The sequence below is a fragment of the Ancylobacter amanitiformis genome, assembly GCF_030814815.1.
In the GTDB taxonomy this organism is placed as follows: Bacteria; Pseudomonadota; Alphaproteobacteria; order Rhizobiales; family Xanthobacteraceae; genus Ancylobacter; species Ancylobacter amanitiformis.
Genome location: NZ_JAUSVR010000006.1, coordinates 17,750 through 38,745, shown reverse-complemented (window position 1 = coordinate 38,745; position 20,996 = coordinate 17,750). Strand labels below are relative to the sequence as shown.

The window sequence follows — 20,996 nt, the reverse complement described above, 5'->3', positions numbered from 1 at the left end:
GCATGGTTGCCGCAGTCCTAGGCTGGAAATGCCGGACGATATATGCCAATAACTCTCATATGATTGATCGTTCGTCCGGAACAGCGGGACTGGGCGACCCGGCCGGTGGGGCGCTCGATCTGGTCAGCGACATGCTGATGGGCATGCGCCTGATCGGTATCGACTATCGCCGCATCGAACTGGCACCGCCGTTCGGCCTGCGCTTCGGGCAGGAGGAAGGCCGCGCGCAGTTCCACTTCATCGCGCGCGGTCCGGTTTTCCTGCGCCGTCCGGCCGGAGGCCTCGACGCGATGCAGACCGGGGATGCCGTGCTGCTGCCGCGCGGCGGCCTGCACGACCTGCTCTCGGCGCCCGACCTGCCCTGCCGCGATGTGCGCAGCTGCGCGGTACAGCCGATCTGTGACAGCGTCGGCGACATCACCGCCCCCGAGGGCTGCCCCTCCACCCACGCACTGATCTTCAGCGGCTCGATGGAATTCGATCTCGGCAGCATGAGCCCGCTGGTCAGCCTCATGCCCGAGCAGATGTTCGTCGGCACGCTGCTGGCACGCTATCCCGAAATCCTGCCGATGCTGGAGGCGATGGAACGCGAGACGCGCGGCGACCGGGCCGGCTTTGCCGGCATCCTGGCGCGCCTAGCCGACGTGGTCTCGGCCTTCATCGTTCGCGCCTGGGTGGAATGCGGCTGCGGCGATGCCAGCGGCTGGGTGGCGGCGCTGCGCGACCCGCGCCTCGGCCGCGTCATCGCCGCCCTGCACCGCGATCCCGGCCGCGACTGGACGGTGGCGGAACTGGCGGCGCAGATGGGCGCCTCACGTTCGGTCTTCGCCGAGCGTTTCCTCGCCGTCACCGGCATGACGCCGCTACGCTACCTCACCGATCTGCGCATGCGGCTGGCCGCGCAATGGATCCGCCACGACCGGGTACCGATCGACATAGCCGCGCACCGGCTCGGCTATGGCTCGCAGGCGGCCTTCAGCCGCGCCTTCAAGCGCATCACCGGCCACGCCCCCGGCGCCATGCGCGCCGCGCGGGGGGAATCAAAGGCCGGGTAGGCGTCCCGCGCCCGGTCGTCACATGTCCTCGGTGGCAAAGAGGCGCAGCCGCCGCAGCAGCGCCTTCTCCGCCTCCAGCACGCCCATCAGCGCCACGCCGGCGCCGAGGATGAACAGCCCGTCGACAAGGCCGACGGGACGGGTGTCGAAGATGATCTGCATGGCCGGCAGATAGGTGAAGGCGACCTGTCCCAACGTCACGGCGGCAATGGCCATGAGCACCGCCGGCGTGCCCAGCGCGCCGCGCCATGTGACCGAAGTCATGTGCAGGAAGCGCACGTTGAACAGGTAGAAGATCTCCATCACCACGATGGTGTTGACCACGATGGTGCGCGCCATCGCCTCGTCATGCCCGCGCGCGACGGCCAGCGCCTGCATGGCGAAGGTCACGGCCATGAACAGCAGCGAGACCAGCACGACGCGCCAGAGCATGAAGGGCGTCATGAGCCCGGCATCGGCGGCACGCGGCGGGCGGCGCATGACGCCGGGTTCGGTCGGCTCGAAGGCCAGCGCGAGCCCCAGCGTGGCGGAGAGCAGAAGGTTCATCCAGAGGATCTGCGCCGGCGAGACCGGCAGGGCGACGCCGAGCAGGATGGCGATGATGACCGCCAGCACCTCGCCGCCATTGGTCGGCAGCGTCCAGGCGATCATCTTGCGGATATTGTCGTAGACCGTGCGGCCTTCCTGCACCGCGGCGACGATGGTGGCGAAATTGTCGTCCACCAGCACCACCTCCGCCGCCTGCTTGGCCGCCTCGGTGCCCTTCCTGCCCATGGCGATCCCGACATCGGCCTGCCGCAGCGCCGGCGCGTCATTCACCCCGTCGCCGGTCATCGCCACCACCGCGCCGCTGGATTGCAGCGCGCGCACGATGCGCAGCTTGTTTTCCGGGCTGGTGCGGGCGAACACGGCGGTGTCGCGGGCCATGGCAATGAGCGCCGCGTCGGAGGCGCCATCGACCTGCGCGCCGGTGACGACCGCCGGGTCCGGCGCGATGCCCAGCTGGCGGGCGATCGCCTTCGCGGTGGCGCCGTGATCGCCGGTGATCATCTTCACGCCGATGCCGGCGGTGCGGCACTCGGCGATCGCCGCCACCGCCTCGGGGCGCGGCGGATCGATGAAGCCGGCAAGGCCGAGGAAGACGGCGCGGGGCGACGCGCCGGGCCCGGTCAGGGCTTCGGCCGTCAGCCGCGCCGGCGCGGTCTCGAAGCGCCTCATCGCAAAGCCGAGCACGCGCTCGCCCTGCCGCGCGGCGCTCTCGATGGCCGCGTCCCAGCGCGCCATGTCCGGCGCGTCGCACATGGCCAGCACCGCCTCCGGTGCGCCCTTGATGAAGGCGACGCATGCGCCTTGCGGCCCCTGTGCCAGCACCGCCATGAAACGGTGGGCGGCATCGAAGGGAATCTCGTCGCGCCGCAGCCAATGGGCACGCTCCACCTCCGGTTTGACACCGGCCTTCATCGCCAGCGCCACCAGCGCGCCCTCCATCGGGTCGCCCTCGGCGTTCCAGTGCCCCGCACTGGCGGACAGATGGGCGTCATTGCACAGCAGGCCGCAGCGCAGCAGCGCCTCGGCAGCCGCCGCCGGATCGCCCTCGGCCTCGGATGCCGCCGGCCAGGAAAGGTCGCCCTCCGGCCCATAGCCGGCGCCGGACACCTCGATCTCGCCCGTGTCCGGCCCGGCCGTGGGCAGGAACAGGCGGCGCACCGTCATCTCGTTGCGGGTGAGCGTGCCGGTCTTGTCCGAGCAGATGATCGAGGTCGCGCCCAGCGTTTCCACCGCCGGCAGGCGCCGGATGATGGCATGGCGCACCGCCATGCGGCGCACGCCGATGGCCAGCGTGATGGTGATCACCGCCGGCAGGCCTTCGGGCACCACGCCGACGGCGAGCGCCACCACCGCCATCAGCGCTTCGCTCCAGCCATAGCCGCGCACCGCGACCGCGAACAGGAACAGCCCCGCCCCGGCGATCAGCACCGCCCAGGTGAAGCGGTGGGCGAAGGCGTCGATCTGCCGGAGCAGCGGCGTCGCCAGCGGCTCCACCCCGGCAATCAGCGTGCCGATGCGGCCGATCTCGGTATGGCGGCCGGTGGAAACGACGATGCCCGCCCCCTGCCCGGCCGCGACCGTGGTGCCGGAGAACGCCATGGAGTGCCGGTCGCCCAGCGCGGCGTCGCGCGGGGCGGGATCCTCGCGCTTGGAGACGGCGAGGGATTCGCCGGTCAGGACCGATTCGTCGATCCGCATGCCGCGCGCCCGCACCAGCCGCGTATCGGCCGGCACCCGGTCGCCCGCCTCCAGGATGACGAGGTCGCCCGGCACCAGATCGCGCGCCGCGACGCTGACGCGCCGGTTGCCGCGCAACGCGCTGGCCTGCGGCGAGATCATGTTGCCGATCGCCTTCAGCGCCTGCTCGGCCCTGCCCTCCTGCACGAAGCCGACAATGGCGTTGACCAGCACGACCGCGACGATCACCCCGGCATCGACATGGTGGCCGAGCAGCAGCGCGGCGAACGCACCCGCGAGCAGGAAGTAGATCAGCGCATTGTTGAACTGGGCGAGGAAGCGCAGCAGCGGATGGCGGCCCGGCGGCTCGGGCAGGGCGTTGGCGCCGTGCCGCTGCAACCGGGCCTGCGCCTCCGCCGGGCTGAGCCCCTGGGGGGACGCATCGAGATGGCCGGCCACCGCCTCATGCGGCAGGGCGTGCCAGTCGGGCGGGCGGGCCGGGTGTGGGGCAGGCGGGGTGCGCGGGGCGGACCGGGACGGCGCGGAGGAGCCGGGAGGCGGGGCGGCGTCGATCATCGTTCCGGTGGCGCTCTCGGGTTCGGCAGGGAGGAGACGCGGTGCCACGCACGCTACCGGCTCGCGGGCCCGCGGCAACCGGAATTTCCCTTACGATATCACGCCAAAGCCGGAAGCGTGGCGCCGGCGGTCCGCCATGAGATCGGGGCCGACCCGGAGGCCGGCCCCGCGGAGATGGAGAGATGGCGTCTTCTCGCGCCTGAAACAGCGCGCACGGATGCGCGATCTGCCCGTTTACGCGGGCCAGGCTGGCTCAGAGCTGGTCGTCACCGCCGAACCAGTCGCCGCCATCGAACCAGCCGCCATCGTCGCCCGAGGACGTGTCGCCCGAGGACGGGTCGTCATTGGCGGCGCTGTCGTCGGCGCGCGGGTCGGCATCGCTGGCGGGGGTCTTCTCCTCGCTGACGGGCGCGGCCTGCGCGGTGTGCCCGCCGAACAGGCCGCCAAGGGCGTTGCCGAGCATCACGCCGCCGGCGACGCCGAGCGCCGTCTGCGCGGCGCCAGCCAGAAAGCCGCCACCGCCGAATCCGCCACCGCCGCCGAATCCCGACCGGCCGAAACCACCGGGCTGGCCCTGCGGCCCGCCGGGCGGCTGCTGGGCATATTGCGGAGCGCCATAAGCCCCGCCCTGCGGCCCGCCGGACTGCCAGACCGAGGAGGCATCCGGCGGTACGGCGCCCGACGGCTGGGAACCCGCCGCCGGCGCGCCGAAGGACGCGCCCGCGCGCGGAACCGAGGGCACGGAACCCGTCCGCGCCGGCGCTTCGCCGGAGCCGAACAGGCCGCCGAAGATCCCGCCGCCGCCGGCCGGGCGCTGGGCCGCCTGCCGGGCCGCTTCCTGCGCCTCCTGGGCGTCCCTCGCCGCCTGCTGCGCCTGGCGCTCCAGGTCCTCGATACGCGCCTGCGCCTGCTTCAGCGCATAGTCCTGCATCACGATGGTCTGCGCCATCAGATAGGGCGCAGCCGGCTGCGCGGCGATGCGGCGGGCAATGTAGCCCTCCGCGTCGCCATCGCGCGGGCCCGTGCGGCTCTCGACCTCGCCGAGCTTGGCAAAGAGGCCATCAATGGCCTGACGGTCCTGGTCGTTCATGTCGAAATCCCTCCTGTCGGGGATATCACTGCGGATACAGCGTCGCCCGCATCACTCCCGCTCGCCGGTGAGGTTCAGCAGCAGCTGGAAGATGTTCACGAAGTTCAGATAGAGGGAGAATGCGCCGAAAACAGCGAGCTTCTGTTGCGATTCCGCATCAAAATTTTCCGCGTACTGTTCCTTGATGGACTGCGTGTCCCAGGCGGTCAGGCCGACGAAGACCAGGATGCCGACCACCGAGACGATGAACTGCAGCATGGTCGAGCCGAGGAAGATGTTCACCACGCTGGCGATGACGACGCCGATCAGGCCCATCATCAGGAAGGAGCCGAACTGCGACAGGTCGCGCTTGGTCGTGTAGCCGTACAGGCTCGTCGCGCCGAACATGGTGGCGGCGATGAAGAAGGTGCGGGCGATCGAGGTGCCGGTGAACACGAGGAAGATGGAGGCCATGGAAAGCCCCATCACGCCGCAGAACGCCCAGAACATCATCTGCGCCGCGCCCGCCGACATCGACTGCATGCGGAACGAGAACAGCAGCACGAAGGCGAGCGGGGCGAGCATCACCACCCATTTGAGCGGGGTGGAGAAGATCGGTACGTAGAGCGCCGGCGTGGTGCCGACGAAGAAGGCCACGGCGCCGGTCAGGACGAGGCCGATCGCCATGTAATTATAGACGCGCAGCATGTGGCGGCGCAGGCCTTCGTCAAAGACGGCCTGATCGACGCCGCGAGCGCCTGTCTGCCACTGGAAGCCGGAATTCGGCATGTTCATGTCGGTCTCCTCTTAGGGGATCTGAGCACAAGGGGATGTCAGCCGCGTGGCGCCTGGCGAATGGGCGCCCCGCGGCACGAAAGGCTAGTAGAGCGAGCGCGCCAGCCCGGCGGCGGCGCGGTCGAGTTCGCGCGCGTCGCCATGGGCCACGAGCGCATAGGCCACCTCGCCCACCTGCCAGTAGGCGGCATTGAGCCCGTCCTTCGGCACGCTGGTCGCCGGCACCACGTCGAAACTGCCCGGACGGACGGCGAACAGCGACACCGCGCCGAAATCCCTGGTCTTCACCGACATTTCGACGCTGGGGCCGAAAGCCGAGGGGAAGATCTGCACATCCGCCACCTGCCAGTCCTCCGGCAGGGAGGGCATGATGATGGCGGTCGCGGCGCGGATATCCGCCGGTTGGTAGCCGGCGGGACCGACCGGGGCGCCCAGCCCGGCGCGCAGCTCCGCCGTGCGGTGGGCGCGCACCGCTTCCTCCAGATAGGCCGGCGGCAGGTCCGAGGCGACGACGCGGCTGACCCCGAGCGGACCGAACTGGGCATGGGCGAGCCAGCCGGCGCCCAGCAGCAGCGCCACCGAGGCGGCGATGCGCACCGGGCGCATCCAGCTCTCGCGCGAGAGCGCGCGCTCCAGCCGGCGCGCCGCCTCCACCGTCGCCACCCGCGCCGGGGCGTTCATCACCGAGCGCGGGGCATCGGCCAGCGCGAGGCGCAGCTCGTCGCGGATGCGCAGATCCGCCATCACCCGCGAGGCTTCCGTGGGGTTGGCGCTGAGATGGGCCTCGACATCGATACGCCGCTCCACGGGGAGCGCGTCGTCGACATAGGCCTGCAGGTCGTCGTCGGAGACGGGATCAACGGGTCGGGTCATCCGGACCTCCTACGATGCGAAGATGAGAAGCGGACGGGGCCGCGAGGCGGGCGGCGCGGGCCTCGGCCGTGCCTTCGTCGAGCGCGCGCAGCGCCGCCCGGGCGCGCGCAAGCCGGGACATCAGCGTGCCCTGCGGAATGCCGAGCGCGGCGGCGGCCTCGGCATAGCCGAGCCCCTCGATGCTCACGAGATGCAGCGCGGCGCGCTGTTCCTCCGGCAGGCCCATGAAGGCCTCGCGCACCTGCGACAGGCGCAGGTGATGCTCCTGCGCGGGCGGCATGACGGCCTCGGCCAGTTCCACCGCCTGCGCCTCGCGGCGCTGCTCGGCATGGCGCGAGCGGCGCCGGTCGACGAACACATTGTGCAGGATGGAGAGCAGCCAGCCGCGCAGCCGGTTGCCGGAGGCGCCGCCGCCGGCCCGGCCGGGCACGGTCCGCTCGTCCTGGAAGGTGCCGCGGCGCTCATAGGCACGCACCAGCGCATCATGCACCAGATCTTCCGCGTCGCCGTCGTCGCCGCGCGTCAGCGCGCGCGCATAGCGCCGCAGGACGGGCAGCTCGGCCGGCACGTCGAAGGTGGAACTTTCGCGCTTCATGACCCGTATACGGAGCCGCTCGACACTCTATTCCCCCGCGTCCGCCGATTTTCCATCGCCGCTCCGCGACCCGGCGGCGCGCCGCCATCCGGGAAGGCCACGCAGGAGGGAACGCACGGGCGGCCTCCGTCGTTTCTACCAACCCGACGCATGAACAGCGAGCCCGGCACACATGGCCTCCTCCCGCCCGCAGACCGACGCCGACCGCAGATCGCGAAACGAGCCCGCCGCGCCCGCCGTCACAGTGCACGGCGCGCCGGTGCTGGCGGCCGTGAGCGTCGACGCCTGCAACAGCCAGATCCGCGAGGAGGACGGCTTCGTCGGCGACCGCGCCCGCCGCGCCGCCTTCTTCGATATACTCGACCGCTGGCGCAACCTCGCCCGCCGTCCCGCCAAGGCGCTGGGCGACACGCCGACCGCGGACCTTTCGAAGACGCTGCTGGACGAACTGCTCGTCGAGGGCAAGCCGCACGAACAGGCGCTGATCTTCAGTGCCGTGGAGGACTATGCCAGCGAACTCATCGTCGTCATCCGCCGCCTGCTGCGCACCCGGGAATGGCGCGACACCCAGCGCATCGTGGTGGGCGGCGGGCTGAAAGGGGGGCGCTTCGCCGAGATCGCCATCGCCCGCGCCGAACTGATCGCCCGCGCCGACGGCATCGAGATCGAACTGGTGCCCATCCGCGCCGAGCCCGACGAGGCGGGGCTGATCGGTGCCGTCCATCTCGCGCCGAGCTGGATGTTCGCCAGCTTCGACCACATTCTCGCGGTGGATATCGGCGGCACCAATATTCGCGCCGGCATCGTCAAGCTCAACCTCGACAAGGCGGAGGACCTCTCCAAGGCGCGCGTCGCCGCAATGGAGCTGTGGCGTCACGCGGAGGAAAAGCTGACCCGCGACGCGGCGGTCGACCGGCTGGCCGGCATGCTGGGCACGCTCATTGAGCAGGCCGAGGCGCAGGGCTTCAACCTCGCCCCCTTCATCGGCATCGGCTGCCCCGGCGCGATCGCCCCGGACGGCGCCATCGAGACCGGCGCGCAGAACCTGCCGGGCAACTGGGAGAGCCGCCGTTTCAACCTGCCGACCGCGCTATGGGAGGCGATCCCGGCCATTGGCGGGCGCGAGACGACGCTGGTCATGCATAATGACGCGGTGGTTCAGGGCCTGAGCGAGGTGCCCTTCATGGGCGATGTCGAGCGCTGGGGCGTCATCACCATCGGCACCGGCCTTGGCAATGCGCGCTTCACCAACCGCTCCCACCCCAATGCCGAGGAGACCGCGGCGCGGGAGCGCCATGACGACAAGCGGAAGGCTGGGAAAGACAAGAGCGGCAAGGAAGCGGGCAAGAAAGACAAGGGCGAGAAGGACAAGGGCTAACGGCCCTCCCGCGCGCGGCGGGCGAGTTCCTCGTATTCGGAACGGATCGTCTCGATCGCGCTCTCATCCAACTCTTCGAGATCGAGCAGAATCCGCCGGGCGCTCGTGCCGCTGGCGATCAGTTCGTCGAGCTTGATGTGCAGGGCGGCGGTGTCGCGGTTCTGGCTGTTCTGGATCACGAACACCATCAGGAAGGTGATGATGGTGGTCGAGGTGTTGATCACCAGTTGCCAGGTATCGCCGAAGCCGAACAGGGGCCCGCTGGCGCCCCACAGCACGATCAGGCCCAGAGCGCCGATGAAGGTCGTCGGCTTGCCCGCCTGCGTCGACACCCATTGCGAGAAGCGGGTGAAGAAGGAGCGTTTGGGTCGTCCGCCGCCGGACGCGGAGGGCTCGCCGGAGGGGTCTCCGGAGGTCTCGCCGGAGGGCTTGGAAAGGGATTTGCGAGACGATGTTGAAGCCGGCTTGCGTGTCGTCGCCATGGGACCCCCCGCTATGCGGAGCTTCAACGTGGCGCGGCCGGCTTCGTTCCGGTCAATGACGGCTCCCGCCGCCCTTGGCGGAGACGCGCTCGGGCTTGCCCTTGCGCGGCGTGGCGGCAAGCTCGGCCAGTTCGTCGACGCTCATGGATCGCGCCATCTGCTTCGAGGCGCCCTTGAGCGCGCTCGATGCCGTCTCGCCACGCTTGGCGGCGAGCGCCGCTCCGGCGGCTTTCTGCTGGGCTTTCGATTTCGCGGGCATGTCGACCTTCCCAGGCAATGGAACGTGTCGCGTGAGGCGCGCCTCGCTCACGACGAGGCGTACCGCCAAGGCTCCGCAGCCCCTCCGATGAGCGGGGGCTCACCGGAAAGGCTGCAGGCCGGCGCCGGCGGAGGGGGAGACCTCGCCACCGGCACCGGCCACCCGCCGGCCAGCCTATTCGGCGGCCTGCAGATTGATCTTGGATTCCGCCAGCTTGGTCAGCTTGGCATCGGCCTTCCTCTCCTCGGCGAGGTTCTCCTCCAGCACGCGCGCGCAGTCGGCGCGGTCGAGCTGCTTGGCCCAGGCGGCGAGCGTGCCGTAGCGGGTGATCTCGTAATGCTCCACCGCCTGGGCGGCTGCGATCAGCGCGGCGTCGAGCACTTCGGGATCGGCCACCTCGCCGGCGACCTCGTCGGCCTCCTCGAGAATGCCGTCAATGGCCGGGCACTTGGTGGTCTTGGCCTTGGCGCCGTAGAGTTCGAACACCTTCTCCACACGCTTGATATGATTCTCGGTCTCGCCGAGATGATGCTTGAAATCGGCCTTGAGCTGCTTGTTGCTCGCCTTCTCGATCATAGTCGGCAGAGCCTTGGAGATTTTTTTCTCCGCGTAATAGATGTCCTGCAGCGTATGCAGGAAGAGGTCGTCGAAGGTTTTGATGTCTTTCGAGAACACTGACATGGTAATTTCCTCCTGATGGAGCGTGCGGCATGTACGTAATGTCTAGATCAGGGGCCTTATCTGCCGTCGCGGCGCGGCCCACGGAAGGTAGAACACCCACCAGCGGACAACGTTCCTTCGCCTTTCCCGCGAAATAGAGGCGCAGCACGTCCTTACCGCTACCTTTGTGTTACCCGATGCGGCGCCTCTTTCGGCGCCCCTTGCCTCGGAGCGGCGCGGGTGCCTATACAGCGCGCGAGTTCCAGCGCAGCGTCAGGCGGGCCGCACATGCAGCATGAAACCGACGACGACATCGCCCCCGGCATCCTGCCCGCCCTCGCGCAGGCGGCGGAGGAATTCACCTCCTGGCGACGCACGCTGCACGCCATGCCCGAGACGGCTTTCGAGGAACAGCGCACCAGCGCCTATGTGGCCGCCCGGCTCGCGAGCTTCGGCCTGCCCATCCATCGCGGCCTCGCCGGCACCGGGCTGGTGGCGACGCTGCAGGGCGCGCGCGGCGCGGGGCCAGCCATCGGGCTGCGCGCCGACATGGACGCGCTCGACATTCACGAGGCCACCAACCTGCCCTGGCGCTCCGACACCCCCGGCAAGATGCACGCCTGCGGCCATGACGGGCACATGACCATGCTGCTCGCCGCCGCCCGACATCTGAGCGCGGACCCCGATTTCGCCGGCACGGTGCATTTCATCTTCCAGCCGGCCGAGGAGAACGAGGGCGGCGCGCGGGTCATGGTCGAGCAGGGCCTGTTCGACCTGTTCCCGATGCAGGCGGTCTATGGCCTGCATAACTGGCCGAACGCGCCGTTCGGCACCTTTCTCGGCCGGCCGGGGCCGATGTTCGCCGCCTTCGACATTTTCGAGGTGAAGGTGATCGGCCGCGGCGCCCATGCCGCCATGCCCCAGCGCGGCATCGATCCGGTGCTCACGGCATCGCTGGTCGTGGCGCAGCTCCAGTCCATCGTGGCGCGCGCAGTGAGCCCGCAGGAGGCGGCGGTCGTCACCGTCACCCAGATCCATGGCGGCGACACCTGGAACGTGATCCCCGACGAGGTGGTGCTGCGCGGCACCGCGCGCACCTTCACCAAGGAGGTGCGGGACCTGGTGGAGCAGCGCTTCCGCGCGGTGGTGGAGGGCGTGTGCGCCGCACAGGGCGCCAGGGCCGAGATCCGCTACGAGCGGCGCTATCCCGCGCTGGTCAATCACGGCGCCGAATTCGCCCACGCGCTCGATGCCGCCCGCCTCACCGCCGGTGCCGGCGCCGGGGCGGTGGTGGCGGATTTCGAGCCGATCATGGCGGCGGAGGATTTCGCCTATATGCTGGAGAAGGCGCCGGGCGCCTATCTGTGCCTCGCCAGCGGGCCCGGCGCCAACCTGCACAATGCGCATTACGACTTCAACGACGCGCTGCTTCCGGTCGGAGCCAGCTACTGGGTCAATCTGGTGCATTCCCTGCTGCGACCCGCGGCCTGAGCCGAGGGCCGATCATGGGCGTCTCCTCCCCCGCAGCGCCCGAGCCGCTGCCCGGCGCGCGCGGCCTGTTCCTGTCCGGGCTCGGCATCGGGCAGGTCTGCTCGTGGGGCACGCTCTATTACAGCTTCCCGCTGATCGCGCAGGCGATGAGCACGGATCTCGGCTGGTCGAAGGCCCAGCTCTATGGCGCCGCCACGCTCGGCCTCGCGCTGGCCGGGCTCGCCGCCTATCCCGTGGGCGTGTGGATCGACCGGGGCTATGGCCGCGCGATTATGGCCGGCGGCTCGCTGCTGGCCGGGCTGCTCTTCGTGCTGTGGTCGCGGGCCGACAGCATGGTGCTGTTCTATCTCGCCGCCGCCGGAATCGGCGCGATGCAGGCGGCCACGCTGTATGATCCCGCCTTCGCGGTGGTGGCGCGGCGAACCGGGCCGATGCGGGCGCGTGGGGGCATCACCACGCTCACCATGTGGGGCGGCTTCGCCTCCACACTGTTCATTCCGCTGATCCAGCTGCTCATCGAGGGCATCGGCTGGCGCGAGACGCTGCTGGTGATGGCGGCGATCAACATCGCGATCTGCGGCACGGCGAATTTCGTCGCCATCGACCCCTCCCGCGATCTCGCCCGCCCGCCTGCCAGTGCGGCGCCGGACGAGGGACGGCGCTCGGCGGTGGGCGAGGCGCTGCGCCAGCCCGTGTTCTGGGCGCTGGCCGTCGCCTTCACCGCCTATGCCGCGATGTTCTCCGGCTTCACCTTCCATCTCTACCCGCTGCTGATCGAGCGCGGCTTCGACACCCACGCCGTGGTGGGCGCCATCGCCATTATCGGGCCGGCGCAGGTCGCCGGGCGGATCGCCATCACCGTGCTGGCGCCGCGCGCGCCGGTGCGGGTGATCGGCTCGCTGATCGTCGCGGTGTTTCCGCTCGCCTTCCTCGCGCTGGAACTGATGCCGCCCGCCTTCGCCGCCGTGGCGCTGTTCGCGCTCGCCTTCGGCGCGGTCAACGGCATCATCACCATCGTGCGCGGCCTGATCGTGCCGGAACTGCTGACCCGGCGCGCCTATGGCGCGGTCAACGGCGCGCTGGCCTTCCCCGCGCTGATCGCCCGCGCGGCGGCCCCCGCCGGCCTCGCCGTGCTGTGGACCGCCACGGGCGGCTACGACGCCGTGCTGACGGCGATCATCGCCGCCTCGCTGGTGGTAGCCGCCGGGTTCTGGACCGCCGCCGCCATCGGCCGGCCGGTGACGGACGAGGCGTGATCAGAGCCCGAGCAGGGTGAACAGCCCGCCCTGCAGCAGCTTCAGCGAGAGCAGGAACAGGGCGATGACGATGAGCCGGTAGAACAGCGCCTCCGGCAGGCGGCGCGTCACCTGCACGCCGACGAAGGTGGCGCCGATCGCCACCGGCATGAGCAGGGCGGTGGCCTTCAGATTGGCGGGGTTGAGCTGGCCGAGCGCCCAGTAGGGCACCAGCTTGATCGCGTTGATGGCGGCAAAGGCGATGGTCGTGGTGCCGGCATAGACCATTTTCGGCAGCTTCAGCGGCAGCGCGTACATCTGGTAGGGCGGCGCCCCGCCATGGGTGACGAAGCTGGTGAAGCCCGAGACGGCGCCCCAGAACAGGCCGCGCGGCACATCCGCCGGCCGCGCCACCGCGCCCGCCGTGCCGAACCAGCGCACCAGGCAGAAGGCGATGCCGATCACCCCGATGATCACCTCGACCATGGCGTCGGTGACGAAGGAGGCGGTCGCCCAGCCGATGCCGACGCCGAGCGCGGCGGCGGGAATGATGATGGCGAGCACGCGCGCGGAAAATTCGCGCCGGTAGGCCCACACGCCGAACATGTCGCTGACGACATAGACCGGCAGGAGCAGGCCGGCGGCGGCGATGGGGGGCATGACGAGCGACATGATCGGCACGGCGAGCGTGCCGATCATGGGGACACCGCCCTTGCCCATGCCGACGCAGAAGGCGGCGAGGCCGGCAGCCAGCACGAAGGCGAGTTCGGGAGAGGTCATCAAAGCCAGGCATGTGAGGAGGGCGGGCGCCCTCCTCTATCAGGCCGCCTGCGCGCCTTCCAGCCGCCGGGCGACGAGCCCGCGCAGGGTGCGCAGGTCCTTCACGAACAGGCGAATGCCTTCGGAGAGCTTCTCCGTCGCCATCTGGTCCTCGTTGAGAGCGAAGCGGAACGCCTTCTCGTCAAGCTCGATCCGGGCCGGTGCCTCGGCGACATTGGACGCGTCGAGCTTGCGCTCCAGCACGCCCTCGTCGGCGGCGAGCTGGTCGAGCAGAGCCGGGCCGATGGTGAGCCGGTCGCAGCCCGCCAGCGCCTCGATCTCGCCGGTATTGCGGAAGGACGCGCCCATCACGACGGTCGAGATGCCGTATTTCTTGTAATAGGCATAGATCTGCCGCACCGAGGTGACGCCCGGATCGGTCTCGGCGGTGAACGGCCCCTCGCCCGCCTTGACATGCCAGTCGAGAATGCGCCCGACGAAGGGCGAGATGAGGAAGGCGCCCGCATCGGCCGCCGCCACCGCCTGGGTGAGCGAGAACAGCAGCGTGAGGTTGCAGTCGATGCCTTCCTTCTGCAGCACCTCGGCGGCGCGGATGCCCTCCCAGGTGGACGCCACCTTGATGAGGATGCGCTCGCGGCCGACGCCGCGCGCCTCATAGGCGTTGATGAAGGCGCGGGCCTTGTCCAGCGTCGCGGCGGTGTCGAAGGACAGGTCGGCGTCGACCTCGGTGGAGACGCGGCCGGGCACGATCTTGGAAAGCTCGGCACCGAAATTCAGCGCCAGCCGGTCACAGGTGGCATGGACCGCGCCACCGCCCTGCGCGCGGCCCCAGTCGATCGCCTCGTCGACGAGATGGGCATAGGCGGGCATCTCGGCCGCCTTGAGCAGCAGGGTCGGATTGGTGGTACAATCCTGCGGCTTGAGCCGCCGGACGGTTTCAATGTCGCCGGTATCGGAGACGACGACGGTCATGGAACGCAGTTGGTCGAGCTTGGACGGCATGGTGCGGCCTCTCTTCTTGCGGACATCCCGGCCCCAGACCCCGCCGACGGGACGCTTCCGCGGCGCCGGCATCCTGTGCCGTCACGCCGCGACCGCCCGCCTCGGCCTCAAGCGTGAAGATGCCCTTGTGGCGATTTCGCAGTAAGCGTAAACCCTAATACAGCCTCGTGACAGGTGCCTTCGAGACATCCATGGACGATATTCACTATCGTGAGTACAAGATCCTGCTCCGCCCGGAGCGGTTCTTCGATCCCCATCAGTTCGAGGTCTTCTGGCACAAGCTGTGCCTGATCGCCCCTGAATTCAAGGTGGGCGTCACCACCGCGAAGGACGGCTTCAAGCGCCAGGTCCGCGAGGTGCTGTTCTACGACACGCCCGACAGCGACCTCTATCGCAACGCCTTCATTCTGCGCAAACGCACCTTCTATACGGATGGCTGGCCCGAGCACGAGCACGAGCTGACCTTCAAGTTCCGTCATCCCGATCTGGACGCAGCCTCGGCCATCGACGTGACGCCGCATCTGAGCGGCTCGGCCAACATCAAGTTCAAGGAAGAACTGCTGCCGCTGAAGGACAGCCTCGGGGGCATGCGCTCGCTCTACTCGCATAATTGCGTGCTACTGACCCCCGGCCTGGTGCTGGACGAGGGGCTGGAGCGGATTTCCACCGTGTTCCCGGTGCTGCGCGAGCATTGCCCGGCGCATGCGGACGAGAAGGTCTCGCTGGTGAACAACCTGCCCGTCGAGGAGGTGCAGGTGAATGTCGGCTCCTTCGATTTCGGCCACGAATTCGTCGCCAAGGCCACCATCGCGGTATGGCGTGACCGCGCGACCGAGACCTCGATCATCGGCGAGTTCGCCTTCCAGGCGAAGTTCGACCGCTACGACACGGTGCACGCCAAGGCCCGCGCGCGCTCGGAGGAATTCTTCAAGGCGATCCAGACCCGCGCGCCCGAATGGGTGAAGCTCGGCGCCACCAAGACGGCGCTGGTGTACAATTTCGGCAAGCAGTTCGTCTCCAGCCACGAATGAACCGCGCATCATGAGATCGACCGCGGATGAAGCGGGCGGGCCCGCCAAGGGAGCCGGCGAGGCGGCCGGCGAGGCGGCCTATGTCCTTCCGCGCGGCGTGCCGCTGTGGGAAATCTTCCTCACCTTTCTGGTCATCGGCGCCACCAGCTTTGGCGGCGGCGTGGTGGCCTATCTCAGGGCCGGCCTGGTCATTCGCAAGCGCTGGCTCGACGAGGAGCACTTCATGTCGGCGCTGGAGATTTCCCAGGCGCTGCCGGGCCTCAACGCCACCAACATGAGCATCATCGTCGGCGACCGGCTGCGCGGCGTGGCGGGCGCGGTGGTCGCCTTTCTCGGTGTCACCCTGCCGGGTGCCAGCCTCGTGATGATCCTGGGCGTGCTCTACGCCTCCAATGCCAGCAACCCCTATGTGAACGCGACGCTGGTGGGGGTCGGCGCGGCGGCGGTCGGCATGCTCACGGCGGTGACGCTGCAGATCGGCCGCAAGCAGTTCGGCGGGCTGATCGACGCCGCCATCATCCTGATCACCATTGCGATGGTGAGCTTCCTGCACATCTCGCTGCTCTGGGTGCTGCTCACCGTCGGGCCGGCGGCCGTGCTGATCTACCGGCCCCGCCGCGACGACGGCGCCGCCCCCTCCGACCCCGCAGGCCCCCGCGCATGAGCGAGAATCTTTCCGTCCTCGGCGTCTTCTCGCTGCTGTCCGTGCTGGCGGTGGGCGGCGGCGCGGCGGTGCTGCCGGAGACCAAGATGCTGGTGGTGGACACCCATCACTGGCTGACCGACGACCAGTTCCGCGACATATACGGCCTCGGCCAGGTGGTGCCCGGACCGAACATGCTGATGGTGCTGGTGATCGGCTATCATGTCACCGGCTATCTCGGCGCCCTTCTCGCCTATCTCGGCTTCTTCGTGCCCTCGGGCGTCATCTCGTGGGGCGCCTCACGGGTGTGGGACCATTTCGAAGGCTCGCCATGGCGGCGCTCGCTGCAGCTCGGCATGGCGCCGATGGTGATCGGCCTGATGGCGGCCGGCGCCATTTCCATCGCCCGCACCGCGATCGACGGCTCGCTTACCGTCGCCATCGCCATCGGCGCGTTCATCGGGGTGTATTTCATCAAGAAGGTGAACCCGGCCTTCTTCGTGCTCGGCGGCGGGGTGGTCGGCCTCCTCCTGCTGAGCCGCACCGGCGCCGGCATGCCGTGAGGCCCGCCGCCGGCTCATCGGGCCGGGTCGCCTCCATCGATCGACGCACGGCCATGCGGGACCACCACGCGGCCAGCCGCTCATATTCGGCGAGCATCGCCCGCCCCTCCGGCGCCTGCACGAAATAATCGATCATCGCCGCGAGATAGAGATCGGCCAGCGACAGCGCGGCACCCGCGAGCCAGACATTCCCGCCCATGAGATCGTACATCGCCGCGAGGCAGGTCCGCGCGCGCGGAAGGGCGGCGGCAATCCGTGCCTCATTGGCGGCAACGCCCTCCGCCGGCCGCGCCACGCGCTCCACATAGATTCCCCAGACAAGGCTGGGATAGGCATAGGCATCGGCGATGCTGAGGATCTGGTTGCAGCGGGCGCGCTGGCGCAGGTCCACCGGCTGGAGCGACGGGCCGTCAAAGGCCTCGTCGACATAGCGGACAATGGCCGCGGTCTCGTAGAGGGTGAAATCGCCGTGTTCGAAGGCCGGGATGCGGCCGAAGGGCTGCCGGTCGAGATAGCCGGGCGGCACCCCTTCGGCGGCGAAGACATCGACGGGGACCAGTTCATGCTCGATCCCCTTTTCCGCCAGCGCCAGCCGCGCGATGCGGACATAGACGCTGTAGGCCGCGCCGAACACGCGCGGGCGGGCGGCGGGAGGGCTCGCGGCCTCTCCCTCCGCTGTCGTCATCCCTGCCCCAATCGTCATCCCTGCCTCGGCGGCAGATAGGGGCTGATCGTGTGGGCGAGGCCGGGGGCCGTCAGCGTCTGCAGCCACACCTTGCCGGGCCCGGACAGCTTCACCAGGAACAGCCCGTCACCACCGAACAGCGCATTCCTGATGCCGCGCAGGGCGGTGAGTTCGAAGGACACGCTCTCCTCGAAGAAGCCGACATGGCCGGGATGCACCAGCAGGAACTGGCCGGGCTGGAGATCATAGGTCACGATCTCGCCGCCCACCTCGATCCACGCCTTGGCGCTGCCCGAGAGCTTCTGCAGGATGAAGCCCTCGCCGCCGAACACCGCTCCGCCCAGCGATTGCTGGAACGCACTCGCCACCTCGATGCCCGGCGTGCCGCAGACGAAGCCGTGGCGGTGCACGAGATAGCCGCGCCCGGGGCTCACCTCGACCTCGACGATGCTGCCCGGCAGCTTGGCGGCGAAGGCGACATTGCCCGGGCCGCGCTGGGCCGCGAACTCGGTCATGAACAGCCCGCCGCCCGAGACGGCGCGGCTCACCAGCCCGAACAGGCCGCCTCCCCCCGCGCCCGAGGTCGAGGTCGTCAGCGTCACGTCGCCCGACATCCAGGAGAGCTGGTCAGGCACGCCGACAACCGATTCTCCCGGCTCCAGACCGATCTCCAGGACGGGAAGCACGGTGCCGATGATCTTCGAGCGCATGAGTGTCTCCTGAAACGGCCGGGGCAGGCATGTGGCATGGAGCGGCGAATGCGAAAGCTTAGGGCAAGGGAGACGCTACAATCCAGTCTGCCGCCGAAATATTTCCATTGCCGCAGGGGCTTAGGCATAGCGTCGGGTTTGGCGCGTGATATCGTGGGGTGTCAGGTTAAATCGCTCGGGAGTGATCCATGCCCCAGTTCGCCGTGACTTGCGAAACGTCTCGTGCCGATACGTCGCCCACCCGTGCATCCGCCCCTCGCGCATCCGGTCTGCGCAAAAGTCTGCGCAAGTCCCTGTTCGCCGCCGCGCTGGCGCTCGCCGCGCTTGGTGTGACGGGCATGGCCGGTACGCCGGCCCAGGCCGGTGTCGCCGGTCCGGTGCTCGGCACCGCCCTGCCCGCCGCCGCCCCGCTCACCGAGAACGTGCGGTGGGTCTGCGGTCCGTGGCGCTGCGCCTGGCGGCCCAACTATACCAACTGGTACGTGCCGCCCTATGCCCGCGCCTGGGGCCCGCCGGTGCGGCCGGACTGCTTCTGGCGGCGCAACTGGGGCGGGGCGTGGGTTCACGTCTGCCCCTGAGCCCGCGCGTGCCATCGTCGAACCTGTGAAGGGCGCCGCGAGGCGCCCTTATCTTCTCCCGCCATCCCCCGCGCCACGGACACGTGTCCGGATTTTTGCCCGGATTTTTGCCCATGTCCAAGCCCGTCAGCATCCGCCCGTTCATCTTCGCCACCTTCGCGACGCTGATCGCCGGCTTCGTCGACGCGGTCGGCTATACCCAGCTCGGCGGGCTCTACGTGTCGTTCATGAGCGGCAACAGCACGCGGCTCGGCATCCAGATCGCCGGGGCGGACTGGGCCCATGTCGCCTTCACGATCGGCGTCATCGGAAGTTTCATCCTCGGCGCCTTTCTGGGCGCCGTGGTCTGCGACGCCGTCGGCGACTGGAAGCTGGTGGCGGTGCTCTCCACCGAGGTGGCGTTGTTCGCGCTGGCGACGGTGCTGACGCTCGCGGGCGTCGGCTTCCTTGCCCTGCTGCCGATCGCCACCGCCATGGGCATGCAGAACAACGTGCATCAGGTGATCGCCGGCGCCGATATCGGCAAGAGCTTCGTCACCGGCGCGCTGGTCAGCTGCGGGCAGGCGCTGGCGCGCAGGATGGCCGGCAAGGAGGGCCCGAAGGAGGCTTCGCTCTACGCGTTCTCGTGGGTCACTTTCGTCAGCGGCGCCGCGCTCGGGGCGGTCATGCTGCATGGGGTGGGCCTCAGCCCGGCGGTTGGCGGCGCCTGCCTGCTGCTGGCGGCGCTGGCGCTGACCGCCTACGCCTTTCACGACCACATCATCCAGCCGTTCGCCGCACAAGGGGGCGATTGAGCCCCACTGCCCCCGCGCGCGGCGGCTCCCACCCGCCAAGGGCCGGCCTTCACCGGTGCCGTCACATAGCGTGCTTCCCGAGACGGGCGCGTTTGTCCGCGCACGAATGCGGGCGCCCGCTCCGGGCGTCCGGCGCTACTGAAGACCGATCGCGTCGCGCGCGGCGGCAACGTATTTCTGGCAGCCATCCTCGTCGCCAGCCGCGGCCGCGGTGCGGGCGCGTTCCAGCGCTTCCAGCGCCTTCTCGGGCGCCACGCCGTCGCCAAGCTCGGCTTCCTCCTTGGCGATGCCCTCCGGAGAGGGATCATGGCTGAGCAGCGCGCCTTCGCTCTCCGGCGCTGTCGGCGAGAGCGCCGCGATGTCGGCAATCACGCGATCCAGGGCCGCCTGGGTATCCTTGACCGCCTGTTCGCAGGGCCCGGCCATGGCGGCCGGTGCCGCGCCAAGCAGGAAAAGGGTCAGGGTGATGGACAGCGTGTGCTTCATGGTGCCTCTCTGGACACGGGCGGTCGCGGGGAAATCAGGGATAACGCCAAGTCGGTCTGGAACGCCAAGTCAATATCGAACGCCAAGTCGGTATCGAATGCCACGTCAGTCTAGCAGGAAGCGCCGCCTCGTTTCGAGCCCGGCGCGTCGAGCATGACGTTTGCAGCATGACGTTTGCACCATGACATTGCGAGCACAACCTGCCGGCCGGCTCATTCGCGGGCGATCAGTTCGCGCTCGCCGCGATGCACGGCCAGCCCGGCCACGGGCCGGCCCGGGGCGCGACGGCGGAAAACGGTCGGGCGGCGGTGCTTCAAAGCGCCGCGGCGGCGGCGCCGCGCGCCGCTGGTGCCGACCGACAGCCGCCCGATCATCGCATAGGCCGGGTGGCGCGTGCCGTCCTCCTCCGTCACCAGCATGGGCAGGCCGAGATCGGCGGTCCAGCGCCGCCATTCGGCGACCACGTCGTCGATATGCGGGGCGGAATAGAGCGTCACGCACAGGCCGGGATCGGCATGCACCAGCACGATGGCGACACCCTCGCCCTCGCCCTCCGGATCGAGCAGGGCCACCGCGAGGCCCTCATAGGCGGAGAGGTCCAGCCGGAGCTTCATCGGCACACCCGCCACGCGACGGCGCAGCACCAGGTGGTCGCGGTGCAGCTCGATCAGCCGCACGCCGTTATCGGCGCCCGGATCGAGCGACTGGAAGGCGATGGGCCACTCCCCGGCGCCGGACGGACGCTCCAGCGCAACAAAGGGATAGGCCGGACGTGGTTCGGTCGGGCACGCGGAGCGCGCCTCCGCTCTCATCTGACGCATCATGTTCATCCCTGCCGGTTTTCAGGCTCTGACGGCCCCGGTCACTGGGCGAACCCTAGGCGCGGCCCTCCCCCCGCCCGCTTAAGGGACATGGTTGACGATTCTCGGCGGGCGGATCCCGGCGAGCTTTCCGCTGCCATGCTTGACGAAACCTTGTCACCGGGCGGCTCTCCGACGATATGCCCCATTGCCGCCACCAGCCTCAGCGC

The 20,996-nt window shown here is 69.4% G+C and carries 22 protein-coding genes and 1 pseudogene; 9 read left to right on the top strand and 14 right to left on the bottom strand.

The features are described from left to right. Positions 1-59 precede the first annotated feature (59 nt). A complete protein-coding gene (locus tag QOZ99_RS10830; RefSeq protein WP_306889984.1) occupies positions 60-1,055 on the top strand; it encodes an AraC family transcriptional regulator in 996 nt (331 codons plus the stop codon). An 18-nt stretch (positions 1,056-1,073) separates the two neighbouring features. On the opposite strand, the gene QOZ99_RS10825 is transcribed toward QOZ99_RS10830, so the two are convergent. The 5 genes from QOZ99_RS10825 to QOZ99_RS10805 all read right to left on the bottom strand — a co-directional run bounded on the left by QOZ99_RS10825 (position 1,074) and on the right by QOZ99_RS10805 (position 7,189). After that, positions 1,074-3,857, bottom strand: coding sequence for an HAD-IC family P-type ATPase (locus tag QOZ99_RS10825; RefSeq protein ID WP_306890188.1), 2,784 nt, complete (start codon positions 3,855-3,857; stop codon positions 1,074-1,076). 253 nt (positions 3,858-4,110) lie between these two features. Then, positions 4,111-4,947: a DUF2076 domain-containing protein gene (locus QOZ99_RS10820; protein WP_306889983.1), complete on the bottom strand. Its 837-nt coding sequence runs from the start codon at positions 4,945-4,947 to the stop codon at positions 4,111-4,113. 51 nt (positions 4,948-4,998) lie between these two features. Then, positions 4,999-5,721 carry a Bax inhibitor-1/YccA family protein gene (locus QOZ99_RS10815; protein WP_183188983.1) on the bottom strand — a complete coding sequence of 241 codons (723 nt, stop codon included), beginning with the start codon at positions 5,719-5,721 and terminating at the stop codon, positions 4,999-5,001. Between the two features lie 84 nt (positions 5,722-5,805). After that, positions 5,806-6,594, bottom strand: a complete 789-nt coding sequence (locus tag QOZ99_RS10810; protein ID WP_306889982.1) for an anti-sigma factor family protein — start codon at positions 6,592-6,594, stop codon at positions 5,806-5,808. Further along, on the bottom strand, positions 6,578-7,189 hold the full coding sequence (locus QOZ99_RS10805) for a sigma-70 family RNA polymerase sigma factor (RefSeq protein ID WP_306889981.1): 612 nt from the start codon (positions 7,187-7,189) through the stop codon (positions 6,578-6,580). Before QOZ99_RS10805 ends, QOZ99_RS10810 begins: the two co-directional genes overlap by 17 nt. Positions 7,190-7,361: 172 nt before the next feature. On the opposite strand from QOZ99_RS10805, the gene QOZ99_RS10800 reads away from it, so the two are divergent. Beyond that, positions 7,362-8,567: an ROK family protein gene (locus tag QOZ99_RS10800; RefSeq protein WP_306889980.1), complete on the top strand. Its 1,206-nt coding sequence runs from the start codon at positions 7,362-7,364 to the stop codon at positions 8,565-8,567. Here the strand turns inward: QOZ99_RS10800 and QOZ99_RS10795 are convergent. The 3 genes from QOZ99_RS10795 to QOZ99_RS10785 form a co-directional block, all read right to left on the bottom strand. Beyond that, entirely contained in the window at positions 8,564-9,049 is a 486-nt protein-coding gene (locus QOZ99_RS10795) for a low affinity iron permease family protein (RefSeq protein ID WP_306889979.1), read from the bottom strand. The two genes, QOZ99_RS10800 and QOZ99_RS10795, sit on opposite strands and share 4 nt — an antisense overlap. 52 nt (positions 9,050-9,101) lie before the next feature. Continuing rightward, positions 9,102-9,308 carry a DUF3008 family protein gene (locus QOZ99_RS10790; RefSeq protein ID WP_306889978.1) on the bottom strand — a complete coding sequence of 69 codons (207 nt, stop codon included), beginning with the start codon at positions 9,306-9,308 and terminating at the stop codon, positions 9,102-9,104. A gap of 174 nt (positions 9,309-9,482) precedes the next feature. After that, the gene (locus QOZ99_RS10785) at positions 9,483-9,989 is read right to left on the bottom strand and encodes a YciE/YciF ferroxidase family protein (RefSeq protein WP_306889977.1); all 507 of its coding nucleotides are present in this window, start codon (positions 9,987-9,989) and stop codon (positions 9,483-9,485) included. A 267-nt stretch (positions 9,990-10,256) separates the two neighbouring features. Here QOZ99_RS10785 and QOZ99_RS10780 point away from each other — a divergent pair, with 267 nt between their 5' ends. Together QOZ99_RS10780 and QOZ99_RS10775 are read left to right on the top strand one after the other, a co-directional pair. Then, positions 10,257-11,459 (top strand): M20 aminoacylase family protein, encoded by a 1,203-nt coding sequence (locus tag QOZ99_RS10780; protein ID WP_306889976.1) that lies wholly within the window; start codon positions 10,257-10,259, stop codon positions 11,457-11,459. 14 nt (positions 11,460-11,473) lie between these two features. Continuing rightward, positions 11,474-12,715, top strand: coding sequence for an MFS transporter (locus tag QOZ99_RS10775; protein WP_306889975.1), 1,242 nt, complete (start codon positions 11,474-11,476; stop codon positions 12,713-12,715). Here QOZ99_RS10775 and QOZ99_RS10770 read toward each other — a convergent pair whose 3' ends face one another. Continuing rightward, positions 12,716-13,474, bottom strand: coding sequence for a sulfite exporter TauE/SafE family protein (locus QOZ99_RS10770; RefSeq protein WP_306889974.1), 759 nt, complete (start codon positions 13,472-13,474; stop codon positions 12,716-12,718). A 39-nt stretch (positions 13,475-13,513) separates the two neighbouring features. Continuing rightward, positions 13,514-14,476: a transaldolase gene (gene tal / locus QOZ99_RS10765; protein WP_306889973.1), complete on the bottom strand. Its 963-nt coding sequence runs from the start codon at positions 14,474-14,476 to the stop codon at positions 13,514-13,516. Between the two features lie 191 nt (positions 14,477-14,667). On the opposite strand from tal, the gene QOZ99_RS10760 reads away from it, so the two are divergent. Genes QOZ99_RS10760 through QOZ99_RS10750 form a run of 3 tightly spaced genes read left to right on the top strand, consistent with a single transcriptional unit; the run spans position 14,668 to position 16,713 of the window. Then, the gene (locus QOZ99_RS10760; protein ID WP_306889972.1) at positions 14,668-15,507 is read left to right on the top strand and encodes a hypothetical protein; all 840 of its coding nucleotides are present in this window, start codon (positions 14,668-14,670) and stop codon (positions 15,505-15,507) included. A 10-nt stretch (positions 15,508-15,517) separates the two neighbouring features. Then, entirely contained in the window at positions 15,518-16,171 is a 654-nt protein-coding gene (locus QOZ99_RS10755) for a chromate transporter (RefSeq protein WP_306889971.1), read from the top strand. Continuing rightward, complete coding sequence (locus QOZ99_RS10750) at positions 16,168-16,713, top strand: chromate transporter (protein ID WP_306889970.1); 546 nt, start codon at positions 16,168-16,170, stop codon at positions 16,711-16,713. The genes QOZ99_RS10755 and QOZ99_RS10750 overlap by 4 nt, the downstream gene beginning before the upstream one ends. Positions 16,714-16,732: 19 nt before the next feature. On the opposite strand, the pseudogene QOZ99_RS10745 reads toward QOZ99_RS10750, so the two are convergent. Continuing rightward, positions 16,733-17,398, bottom strand: a pseudogene (locus QOZ99_RS10745) (glutathione S-transferase family protein); the annotation flags it as partial. Between the two features lie 14 nt (positions 17,399-17,412). Next, positions 17,413-18,108, bottom strand: a complete 696-nt coding sequence (locus QOZ99_RS10740; RefSeq protein ID WP_306889969.1) for a TIGR00266 family protein — start codon at positions 18,106-18,108, stop codon at positions 17,413-17,415. 188 nt (positions 18,109-18,296) lie between these two features. Between QOZ99_RS10740 and QOZ99_RS10735 the strand changes: the two genes are divergently transcribed. Both QOZ99_RS10735 and QOZ99_RS10730 read left to right on the top strand, forming a co-directional pair. Next, complete coding sequence (locus QOZ99_RS10735; protein ID WP_306889968.1) at positions 18,297-18,686, top strand: hypothetical protein; 390 nt, start codon at positions 18,297-18,299, stop codon at positions 18,684-18,686. Positions 18,687-18,799: 113 nt separating this feature from the next. Continuing rightward, positions 18,800-19,480, top strand: coding sequence for a YoaK family protein (locus QOZ99_RS10730; RefSeq protein ID WP_306889967.1), 681 nt, complete (start codon positions 18,800-18,802; stop codon positions 19,478-19,480). Positions 19,481-19,615: 135 nt separating this feature from the next. On the opposite strand, the gene QOZ99_RS10725 is transcribed toward QOZ99_RS10730, so the two are convergent. After that, the gene (locus QOZ99_RS10725) at positions 19,616-19,966 is read right to left on the bottom strand and encodes a hypothetical protein (protein ID WP_306889966.1); all 351 of its coding nucleotides are present in this window, start codon (positions 19,964-19,966) and stop codon (positions 19,616-19,618) included. A 212-nt stretch (positions 19,967-20,178) separates the two neighbouring features. Beyond that, positions 20,179-20,778, bottom strand: coding sequence for a DUF6101 family protein (locus QOZ99_RS10720; RefSeq protein WP_306889965.1), 600 nt, complete (start codon positions 20,776-20,778; stop codon positions 20,179-20,181). Positions 20,779-20,996 lie beyond the last annotated feature (218 nt).

Coding starts and splice junctions, on each gene's coding strand:
- QOZ99_RS10795 (WP_306889979.1), bottom strand. CDS start 9,049: ATGGCGACGACACGCAAGCCGGCTTCAACATCGTCTCGCAAATCCCTT.
- QOZ99_RS10825 (WP_306890188.1), bottom strand. CDS start 3,857: ATGATCGACGCCGCCCCGCCTCCCGGCTCCTCCGCGCCGTCCCGGTCC.
- QOZ99_RS10780 (WP_306889976.1), top strand. CDS start 10,257: ATGCAGCATGAAACCGACGACGACATCGCCCCCGGCATCCTGCCCGCC.
- QOZ99_RS10815 (WP_183188983.1), bottom strand. CDS start 5,721: ATGAACATGCCGAATTCCGGCTTCCAGTGGCAGACAGGCGCTCGCGGC.
- QOZ99_RS10785 (WP_306889977.1), bottom strand. CDS start 9,989: ATGTCAGTGTTCTCGAAAGACATCAAAACCTTCGACGACCTCTTCCTG.
- QOZ99_RS10820 (WP_306889983.1), bottom strand. CDS start 4,947: ATGAACGACCAGGACCGTCAGGCCATTGATGGCCTCTTTGCCAAGCTC.
- QOZ99_RS10755 (WP_306889971.1), top strand. CDS start 15,518: ATGAGATCGACCGCGGATGAAGCGGGCGGGCCCGCCAAGGGAGCCGGC.
- QOZ99_RS10790 (WP_306889978.1), bottom strand. CDS start 9,308: ATGCCCGCGAAATCGAAAGCCCAGCAGAAAGCCGCCGGAGCGGCGCTC.
- tal (WP_306889973.1), bottom strand. CDS start 14,476: ATGCCGTCCAAGCTCGACCAACTGCGTTCCATGACCGTCGTCGTCTCC.
- QOZ99_RS10775 (WP_306889975.1), top strand. CDS start 11,474: ATGGGCGTCTCCTCCCCCGCAGCGCCCGAGCCGCTGCCCGGCGCGCGC.
- QOZ99_RS10730 (WP_306889967.1), top strand. CDS start 18,800: ATGTCCAAGCCCGTCAGCATCCGCCCGTTCATCTTCGCCACCTTCGCG.
- QOZ99_RS10770 (WP_306889974.1), bottom strand. CDS start 13,474: ATGACCTCTCCCGAACTCGCCTTCGTGCTGGCTGCCGGCCTCGCCGCC.
- QOZ99_RS10740 (WP_306889969.1), bottom strand. CDS start 18,108: ATGCGCTCGAAGATCATCGGCACCGTGCTTCCCGTCCTGGAGATCGGT.
- QOZ99_RS10810 (WP_306889982.1), bottom strand. CDS start 6,594: ATGACCCGACCCGTTGATCCCGTCTCCGACGACGACCTGCAGGCCTAT.
- QOZ99_RS10805 (WP_306889981.1), bottom strand. CDS start 7,189: ATGAAGCGCGAAAGTTCCACCTTCGACGTGCCGGCCGAGCTGCCCGTC.
- QOZ99_RS10800 (WP_306889980.1), top strand. CDS start 7,362: ATGGCCTCCTCCCGCCCGCAGACCGACGCCGACCGCAGATCGCGAAAC.
- QOZ99_RS10725 (WP_306889966.1), bottom strand. CDS start 19,966: ATGAAGCACACGCTGTCCATCACCCTGACCCTTTTCCTGCTTGGCGCG.
- QOZ99_RS10720 (WP_306889965.1), bottom strand. CDS start 20,778: ATGAGAGCGGAGGCGCGCTCCGCGTGCCCGACCGAACCACGTCCGGCC.
- QOZ99_RS10830 (WP_306889984.1), top strand. CDS start 60: ATGATTGATCGTTCGTCCGGAACAGCGGGACTGGGCGACCCGGCCGGT.
- QOZ99_RS10750 (WP_306889970.1), top strand. CDS start 16,168: ATGAGCGAGAATCTTTCCGTCCTCGGCGTCTTCTCGCTGCTGTCCGTG.
- QOZ99_RS10735 (WP_306889968.1), top strand. CDS start 18,297: ATGCCCCAGTTCGCCGTGACTTGCGAAACGTCTCGTGCCGATACGTCG.
- QOZ99_RS10760 (WP_306889972.1), top strand. CDS start 14,668: ATGGACGATATTCACTATCGTGAGTACAAGATCCTGCTCCGCCCGGAG.